The organism is Lactobacillus nasalidis, assembly GCF_016587775.1.
Classification (GTDB): Bacteria; Bacillota; Bacilli; order Lactobacillales; family Lactobacillaceae; genus Lactobacillus; species Lactobacillus nasalidis.
Map to the genome: position 1 here is coordinate 1 of NZ_BOCG01000472.1, position 5,660 is coordinate 5,660.

The 5,660-nt window shown below is 52.5% G+C and carries 4 protein-coding genes and 1 pseudogene; 1 reads left to right on the forward strand and 4 read right to left on the reverse strand.

Going from position 1 to position 5,660, the window contains the following annotated elements; translation table 11 throughout:
• The 4 genes from lacNas_RS09005 to lacNas_RS09020 all read right to left on the reverse strand — a co-directional run.
• The coding region (locus lacNas_RS09005) for an MFS transporter (protein ID WP_201346793.1) at positions 1-1,000 on the reverse strand (1,000 nt) is incomplete at its 3' end.
• A 3-nt stretch (positions 1,001-1,003) separates the two neighbouring features.
• A complete protein-coding gene (locus lacNas_RS09010; protein ID WP_201331346.1) occupies positions 1,004-1,417 on the reverse strand; it encodes a MarR family winged helix-turn-helix transcriptional regulator in 414 nt (137 codons plus the stop codon).
• Between the two features lie 748 nt (positions 1,418-2,165).
• The gene (locus tag lacNas_RS09015; protein WP_201331347.1) at positions 2,166-3,368 is read right to left on the reverse strand and encodes an MFS transporter; all 1,203 of its coding nucleotides are present in this window, start codon (positions 3,366-3,368) and stop codon (positions 2,166-2,168) included.
• 17 nt (positions 3,369-3,385) lie between these two features.
• Complete coding sequence (locus tag lacNas_RS09020; protein WP_201336347.1) at positions 3,386-4,870, reverse strand: FAD-dependent oxidoreductase; 1,485 nt, start codon at positions 4,868-4,870, stop codon at positions 3,386-3,388.
• A 135-nt stretch (positions 4,871-5,005) separates the two neighbouring features.
• Here lacNas_RS09020 and lacNas_RS14305 point away from each other — a divergent pair.
• Positions 5,006-5,660: pseudogene (locus lacNas_RS14305) on the forward strand (AraC family transcriptional regulator); the annotation flags it as partial.

The following is a 5,660-nucleotide window of genomic DNA, read 5'->3' on the forward strand; positions in this document are numbered from 1 at the left end:
CGCCGGTGATCATCGGCAGTCTGGCCCCCTTGGCGTCATAGAGGCGCCCGCCGACCACGCTCATGGCTGCCCCGATGATGCCGGCCGGCATGGTGACCAGCCCGGCCAGAGTGGCCGTTCCCCCGTTGACCAGCTGGACATAGTTAGGCAAAAGGAAGGCGTTGCCCAAAGAGCAGAGCTGCATTAAGAGAAAGCCCAGCAAGTGCACGCTGAAGGACTTGTTTTTCAGAATTTCAAAGTGCAGGATCGGTTGGTCCAGCTTTTTGGACCGGCCCAGCAAAAAGCCCAGAGCGCAAAGGCCAATAAAGATCGGCAGCAGGTTGGACTGCAATTTGCTTGATGAGAGGTTGCTGAAGCCATAGATGACGCCGCCAAAAAGCACAGCGATAAAGATAATGCTCAGGAAATCCGGCTTGATCTTGACGATCTTTGACTTCTGCTGGATGCCGTAAAGGCCCAAGATAAGCGACAGAATGATCAAGGGCATCAAGAAGAAGAAGACGTAGCGCCAGCCCAAGGAATTGATGATCAAACCGCCAAAAGTCGGTCCTAAGGCCGGGGCCACCCCGGTGATCAGGTTGCCAAAGCCCATCATGATGCCAATTCTTTCAGCAGGCACCTGTTCCAGGATGATATTGAACATCAAAGGCAGGGCGATCCCGGTGCCCAGCCCTTGAATGCCCCGGCCCAGCAAGAGGATGGCGAAATTAGGCGCCAGTCCGTCCAGCAACAGGCCCGTGAAAAAGAGCAGATTGGCCGTGACAAACAGCTGCTTGGTCTTAAACGAACTTTTCAAAACAGCGGAAAGCGGCACGATGACCGAAATGACCAGCAGATAAATCGAAGTCATCCACTGGACAGTATTGGTTGCCAGACCGAACTGCTTCATCAAAGTTGGAAAGGCCACGTTCATCGCCGTTTCCACCAGGACCCCGCTGAAGGACATCAGTCCTGTTGCCAAAATTGCCGCGTAAACTTTCTTGGAAATTTTCTCTCCCATGCTTTACCCCTCTTCTGCGATATATTCTAAAAACTTTCTGACGGTGGCCAATTCTTCCTTGCTGAACTGCTGAAGCAGCCCGAGGTCATCGTCTTTGATCTCCTCACGGATCTGCGGAATAAGCTTATTGGCCTCAGCTGTCAGCTGCACCAGTTTCTGCCTTTTGTCATTGGGATCTGGCAGGCGCCTGATCAAATTTCGCTTTTCCAGGCGCTGCAGCATGATGGTCGTGGTCGAGCGCTGAATGGCAAATTCTTCGTCCAGCGTGTGTTGGTTGGCCGTCTGGCCGGCCTGCTGGCTCAAGAAATCCAGCACTGCCATCTGTGCACGCGTCAAGCGTTCTCTCTTGGCAAAGGGGCCAGAATGCTGGTCGATGCTCTTAGCGGCGCGCTTGATCAATTTTCTAATCGGTTCCACCTTCAATCCTCCTTTTTGTTAGACGTCTAGCGATTATTATAGTCACCATTTTGTTAGATGTCTAGCATTTTTTGTTAGATATCTAGCATTTTTTGTTAGATATCTAGCATTTTTTCATAAAGAAAAAAACAGCGCCGGGCCATGGGCCTCGACACTGCTTTTCACGTGCTTAGAAGAGATTGTTTAAGATTGATTGAATTATGCTTAATGCTTCCGCTTCTTCCAGCCCAAGAGGCCAGCTTTTTGTTTATCAGTTCCGGTTTGTGGAAGCTGACTTAAATGTGGTTTGCTTTGGAGTCGCGGTCGTCTTGTTCGGTCAACCGGAGTCGGGATGTTCTGGCCTGATGGTGAGGCAGGCGCTGCCGGTTGACTTGGAACACTCGGCGTGTCTGGTTTAGACGGAGTAGTCGGACTCTCTGGTTCAGAAGAAGTTTCGTTTCTGCTCTCTGTGGTAAATGAATGTTGTAATTTAATACACTGGAGGTTATACAATAATTTCATTACCCGATAAATATGATAGCACAATATTAACTTTCTTTTCACACTATTGTTATACTAATTTAGTTACGTATCTGCTTGTTTTCACAAGCGCTTGCATCAGTGGCATCTGTGATTTACAGGCCTATATTTTTCTGTCCAATTCTATTGAGGAACTATAATATTGTTGCTTTTAGGCAATAAAAAAGCGAGACTCCCTTTTTTGGAGTCTCGCTTTTCATTTGAAATTACAAATCGGATGTTCTTCAGGCTAAGCCTGTGATTCCTGCGCGTACGCGAGCAGGTGCTTTTGGAAGCCGCTGCCCAATGCGGCCGCTGCCAATACCAGAGCCAAAATACCGCTCACAGTAAAAGCATTCATATGAGTGACCGAGGTCAAGCCGTTAACAACAAACGGACTGATTACCCCGCCGATCGGGTTGATCGCCTGGTAGACACCCAGAGCCATTGACGTGCTCTGCTGGTCAACCACGATAGAAATCATGTAGGCAAATTGCCCCATGGCCACGCTCATCGCTGCCCCAACGATAAAACTGCCAATGAAGATTCCGATCAGGTTGTGGCAGACGCCAATGAAGACGTAGGCCAAACCGTAAAGGAAGAAAGCCAGGGCAATTGATGAATGCGGGAACTTTTTGCCGATCTGCCCTACCACGAAACCGCACAGCATCCCGCCGACCAGTGAAATTGTCGAAATCAGCGCGGCCTGGGCCGTGGATCCCAGCTTCTCCTGGGCAATGAACAAGGAAATGTTGTTGTTCAAAACATTGTTCAAAAGCATCGTGCAGAAAGACCAGCCGGCACAAACGAAAACGTACTTGTTCAGCTTGATCTTGCCGCCAGTAGGAATGCTGGCCCCGTCGTCAACCGGCAAAGGATTCAGCGGTACCAGCGCCAGCACCGTTACCAGAACCAGCACGGCAAACAGGTAAATCCAGTAGTTGGCTACCCAGCCGCTCATGCTGGAGAGCCAGCCGCCGCCCATGATGAAGACGATCCCACCCAGGTTGGTGAAGGTCGTGGTCAAGCCCATCGTGCTCTGCCGCTCAGAAGCTGGCAGCATTCTGGCAATCAAGACCTGCGAGAGGTTGGTGCAGGCCCCTTGGCCCAAACCTACCAGGCAAGAGCAGACCAGCAGGAAAGCGAAACTGCCATGGTAAACCAGCGGCAGCAAGCCGCCCGCGCAACAAAGAATCATCATGATCACCGTCAGGTTCTTCAGTTTGATCTTGCCTGCGGTCAGCTTCCCCATCAAAAGGCCCGCCAGCATCATAAACAGGTTCGGCAGCGACGTCAGCATCTGCACTGCCGTGGCGCTCAAGGCAAAAGACTTGGCAATCGCGTTGTAAGAAGGCGTGATCGCCAAAGCGGCCATCCCCATGGAACTTACCGCTAGCACCCCGATTCTGGTCTTGGAAATATAGGCTTGATCCGGTGTTTTTGCTGCTTCCATCTCAATTCACCACCAGTCTACTTTTTCAAATCGCTGGCTGCTGCCAGACCGGCCAAGCGGCCTGAAGTCCAGGCAAAACCAGATGCCAGCCCTTCGTATGCCGGGTAGCTCTGCCCTTCATAGTAGCCGCCCGCGTTGGCACCGCCGGCGTACAAGCCCTTGATTGGCTTGAAGTCCGCGTCCAAAACCCGCAGGTGGTCGTCGACTCTGACGCCGCCAACCGTGCCCAGGTAAGCTGCCTGAGCCTTCAAAGCGTAGAACGGGCCTTCTTCAACGCTGTAGAGCAGGCTTTCTTTGCTCTTGGCAAAGGCCGGGTCGTCTTTTTCAGCTACTGCCTTGTTGTAGTCAGCTACTGCCTTGGCAAAGTTCTCTTCGTCAAAGCCGGCTTTTTCTGCCAGCTCGCTCAAGCTTTCGCCCTTGTAGGCAGTCTCGCCGGCAACCGCAGCTTCAGCCAGTTCAACGAAGTCGCCCGGCTTGTCGGTTGCACCCGGGCCAGCCTTGGAAACCGTCAGCTTGGTGCCCTTGGTGTATTCGTTCAAAGTCTTGGTGTCAACGATGATGTAGTACATCCCGCCGACATTGTAAGCCGCGTTGGCCCACAGAACCGTGTCATAAACCGTGTTTTCATCAGTAAAGCGCAAGCCGTTGGGGTCAACCCACATCAAAGGAGTGAGCAGCAGCCGGGTCAGCGGGTTGTCTGAAAAGCCAGCCAGGTGCTTCTTGGAAGTGTTCTGCGTAACCTTTGACTTGGCCAGCTGCGAAGCGTGGATCAAAGCATGCGAGTCGATGTTGACGGCGCCGGCCTTTTCCAAAGCCGTCATGCCCTCGCCCATGTTCGGCACGCCCAAGCCCCGCATCCGGTCAGTGTGCATGAGGCGGGCCACCCGGTCCTTGTCGCCGCCGAAGCCGCCAGTGGCAACCACGACTGCCTTGGCGTGAACGATGATTTCTTCTCCCTTTTCATCGACTGCCGTCAAGCCGCAGATTTCGCCTTTTTCATTCTTGAGCAAATCCTGCATGGTTACGCCGAACAAAAATTCCACGCCTTTTTCTGCAACGGATTTTTGCACTCTTTCCCAGGATTCCGGCTTGTTCTGGTACATGTGGTAAGAACCACCGGCATATGGGTTGTCCAAGTGGGCAAACTGGGTCGTCTGGCTGGTTGGGTTCAGCTTGATTTCCATCCCCAGGCTCTCAATTTCCTCCAAGGTCGGCTTGGCGTTTTCCACGATCCGCCGGGTCAAAGGACCATTGTTGAGGTAGTGGTTGTATTCGTTCAGCTGGCGGATTGCTTCCTCAGTCGTCAATTTCAGGCCCGCTGCCCGCTGCTCTTTGGTGTCGATCGCGAAAAAGCCGCTGGAAATCTTGGTGTTGCCGCCAGGCTGAGCCTGCTTTTCAACTACCAGAGTCGTCAAGCCCTGGCTTGCGCCCGCGTCGGCTGCTGCCATCCCGGTGCCGCCACAACCTGCTACTGCCAAATCTACCGTGTATTCTTTACTCATGATGTTCTCCTCATTTTTTGATTGTTGCTTTGTTTGAATTCTTTTTCATCATACGTTGAAACATGGTAAAATTTAAGCGCTTAAGTTATCCTAAAATTTGTTCTGATATATCCTATTTGTGAAAGGACTGATTAAATGCTTACTGTCACGCGCCTGGCTGGTGAACAAGACCTGACCACCACGACTTCCGCTTTTGCCAGAAAGACCAGCCACACTTTTCACGTTGACCTGCTCGAATGCCTGGAAGACAGCATTTTGTCCGCCAGCAGCCGCCGCTTCTCCTTGAAAAAGTTCGACATCATCGTGGCCACCGGCTTCAAGCAGGTTCACCTGACTCCCTTGGCGGCTTCCGGGAGCTTCCGCCTGCTGCAGCTGGACTTGACCTATCCGGACCCGCTGAACCAGTATCTCGTGGCCAATAATGCCCTGATTCACGACTTGATGAACGACAAGTCCGGCAAGTATGCCTACATCGTCTTCAAGAACCTGGACGACCAGCTCTGCTTCAACTATCTGAATGCCCTGGAGGTCCTCAGCCGCCGGCAGGCTGACGAGTATGACAATTTCCAGATCCAGCGCCTGGCCGGCCTGCTGTTTACCGAGCTGCTCCACCGCCACCGGGAGAAAATTTCCAAGAGCAGCTCCAACTTCCCCAGAAAAAACGTCCGCCATGCCAACCGCGACGCCCAGTCCGGCGCGATCATGACCTACCTGGCAGCCAAAAGCGGCCGGGTCTCTTTAAAAGAAGCGGCCGCCTACTTCGGCTACCAGGCCAATTATTTCTCCCGCC